This is a genomic window from Bacillus sp. 220_BSPC, assembly GCF_001054655.1.
Taxonomy (GTDB): Bacteria; Bacillota; Bacilli; order Bacillales; family DSM-1321; genus Peribacillus; species Peribacillus frigoritolerans.
Map to the genome: position 1 here is coordinate 1 of NZ_JVPL01000220.1, position 3,319 is coordinate 3,319.

At 38.8% G+C, this 3,319-nt stretch carries 3 protein-coding genes; 1 reads left to right on the plus strand and 2 read right to left on the minus strand.

Annotated features, from left to right (window positions below):
• Positions 1 to 115 precede the first annotated feature (115 nt).
• On the minus strand, positions 116 to 319 hold the full coding sequence (gene cspD, locus ADA55_RS17470; protein ID WP_034314240.1) for a cold-shock protein CspD: 204 nt from the start codon (positions 317 to 319) through the stop codon (positions 116 to 118).
• An 895-nt stretch (positions 320 to 1,214) separates the two neighbouring features.
• On the opposite strand from cspD, the gene ADA55_RS17475 reads away from it, so the two are divergent.
• Positions 1,215 to 2,789, plus strand: a complete 1,575-nt coding sequence (locus ADA55_RS17475) for a peptide chain release factor 3 (protein ID WP_034314233.1) — start codon at positions 1,215 to 1,217, stop codon at positions 2,787 to 2,789.
• 291 nt (positions 2,790 to 3,080) lie between these two features.
• Here ADA55_RS17475 and ADA55_RS17480 read toward each other — a convergent pair.
• Positions 3,081 to 3,319: IS3 family transposase (locus ADA55_RS17480; RefSeq protein ID WP_153246138.1), on the minus strand; the 239-nt coding region annotated here is incomplete at its 5' end.

A 3,319-nucleotide genomic window follows, 5' to 3' on the forward strand; every position in this document is an offset into this window, starting at 1 on the left:
AGGGGTTCAGAATTTTTTAATTCCGAACCCCTTTTGTCTACAAACTGAAGGATGCCGCCCGATATGGGCGGCATCCTTTTGCATTGCCTATCAATTATGTTTGTGTATCTATGCTTTAGAGTTTTACGACGTTTTTAGCTTGAGGTCCGCGGTTTCCTTCTTCGATTTCAAATTCAACCTCTTGACCTTCATCAAGGCTTTTGAAACCTTCTCCTTGAATGGCGGAAAAATGTACGAAAACATCATCTCCGTTTGGTACTTCGATGAAACCAAATCCTTTGTCACTATTGAACCATTTCACTTTACCTGTTACTGTCATTCGATGAATCCTCCTAAAAAGTTAAAAAATATTAATGGTGATGATTTTACCTAGATGGAAAAATCAATTTCACACATTATCCAGCACCCTCATTCAAGTTAAATTATCATACGACGATGCTTGATAATATGTGAAAGCCTACAGGAAAAATTACCACCGTAACCTCTGGAGCAATTTCCATTTTTTTAGTATATACCCACCTTTATAAAGGATAAAACAAATGGAAGTAATTTATACATTCCCATTTGGGGAAAATAATATTAGACAGGTTTTATACGGGGAAATATAACGGTATTGTCGCACGGGATTTTCCTTGATTGAAATTTGACGGGGGATTCCATGTCCAAAATGAAATGCCTTTATGGTTGAAATCAGGAAAACAATTTGGCATTAAAGTTTTCTGCGAAAATAATCGGGTATAGGATAAGAAAGAAAGGACTGATGAAAAATGAAGAAATTATTAAAAAGGGCTCTCATTTTTGCTGCTCCAATCATATTCAAGGAAGTAAAAAAACGCTGGAAGAACAAGCGGAATCAAAAATCGTTTAAAACGGCAAGGTAAATAAATAAACCATGAATAAATGAACGGTAATCATATGGATCAAGATAAGGGGCGCTGATTAAGCGTCTTTTGTTTTGCCATCTGAACAAATCCCCTAATGGGTGTTTCATTCACCTCTACATCTTTCCTTCATATCGTGTTAAAATAGAAAGGTTGATTGAAATGAATGCTGAGTAGCCAAGGCTTAAGCCTTATGATATATTTTTTCTTACATATATTGTGTATGATCAGGATTTTTGCATACAAAGAAAGGTTGCCATTCCAATGTAAAAAATACAATAAACCTCCTATAAATTTTTTTATTGATGACTCCAATAATGAAAGGAACATATTATGACTAATTTAAAAGACGAGGTTCAATCCCGACGGACCTTCGCAATCATCTCTCACCCGGATGCCGGGAAAACGACTTTGACAGAAAAATTATTGCTGTTTGGCGGCGCGATCCGGGATGCCGGAACAGTTAAAGCTAGAAAAACAGGGAAATATGCAACCAGTGACTGGATGGAAATTGAAAAGCAACGGGGAATTTCCGTTACATCTTCAGTCATGCAATTCGATTATGATGACTTCCGTGTCAATATTCTCGATACACCGGGCCACCAAGATTTCAGTGAAGACACATATCGTACACTGATGGCTGTTGATAGCGCCGTGATGATCATCGACTCGGCAAAAGGTATCGAGGATCAAACGGTTAAATTATTCAAAGTATGCCGGATGAGGGGTATACCGATTTTCACTTTTATCAATAAAATGGACCGACAAGGTAAAACACCGCTAGAATTGCTTGCCGAACTTGAAGAGGTATTAGGAATAGAAACATATCCAATGAACTGGCCGATCGGGATGGGAAAAGACTTCGTGGGCATTTACGACAGGTTCAACAATCGGATTGAACAGTTCAAAACTGAAGGGGAAGAGCGTTTCCTTCCGTTGAATGAAGATGGTGAACTCGAAGTGGATCATAAACTTAAGGATTCCCAGTTATATGAGCAAACTTTGGAAGAAATCATGCTGTTGACGGAAGCGGGTAACCAATTCTCTGAAGAAAATATCGCGAATGGTAAACTTAGTCCTGTATTTTTCGGAAGTGCTTTAACGACATTCGGTGTTCAGACGTTTTTGGATGCTTATCTGAAGTTTGCACCAGCTCCACAAGCACGGATGACAACCTCAGGTGAAATGGATCCTGTCAGCAATGATTTTTCCGGTTTCATTTTCAAAATCCAGGCGAACATGAACCCAAAACACCGTGACCGAATCGCTTTCCTTCGCATTTGCTCCGGTAAATTCGAGCGTGGAATGAGCGTCAACTTGAGCAGGACAGGGAAACCGATCAACCTTTCTTCCTCTACTCAATTCATGGCTGATGATCGAAACACCGTAAATGAAGCGGTAAGCGGAGATATCATCGGTTTATATGATACTGGTAATTACCAAATTGGTGATACGATCACTACAAGCAAAGACATGTTTCAGTTTGAAAGGCTGCCTCAGTTTACGCCGGAACTATTCATGAGGGTAACAGCTAAAAACGTCATGAAACAGAAACATTTCCATAAAGGTATTAACCAACTTGTACAAGAAGGGGCAATTCAGCTCTTCAAAACGGTTAGGATGGAAGAATATCTGCTTGGTGCGGTTGGGCAGCTTCAATTTGAAGTATTCGAGCATCGAATGAGGAACGAGTATAATGTTGAAGTCGTGATGGAGCGCATGGGCAGCAAGATTACACGCTGGGCTGAGGATGAAAAGCTTGATGAAAATCTTCATAGCTCAAGAAGCATCCTTGTTAAGGACCGGTTTGATAAATATGCATTCTTATTTGAAAATGAGTTTGCACTTCGTTGGTTCCAAGATAAAAATCCTGACGTGGAATTATATAATCCAATGGATTTAAAATAATGAAGAAAGCCCGTGTTATATACACGGGCTTTTAGACTGTAGCCAAACTCGATGAAAACTCAGTTTGGCTGAAGTTTTTTATTTAAAAAGTTCAGTTTTTAGAAATCTGCTCCCTTTCCGCCGACTGTCTGCCAAGCCGCATTTTAGCAAACGCATTTGGTGTCTCGGCTAGCCAGTAATTCGGCAGGAGTGTCGCAAATTTCTTCAATCCAATGAGGATTACAGAAAAAAACCCAATTTCTCAATTTTAATGATGTAAAGTGTACCCTTTGTAAAGGACATTAAAAAAACCTAGGCAGTTTTAAGAAGATGATCTCTATATTGAACAGGGGTCATCTTTTTTAAATTCCACTGATATCTATAATGATTGTAATAAATCATATATTGTTTAATTTCTTTTCTTAACTCATCTAGACTTGTACATGCTTTAATAGAGGACTCGTCTTTAAGATGGCCAAAGAATGATTCCTGTGGTGCGTTGTCCCAACAGTTTCCTCGTCTTGACATAGATGGGCGTAACCCTAATTTCT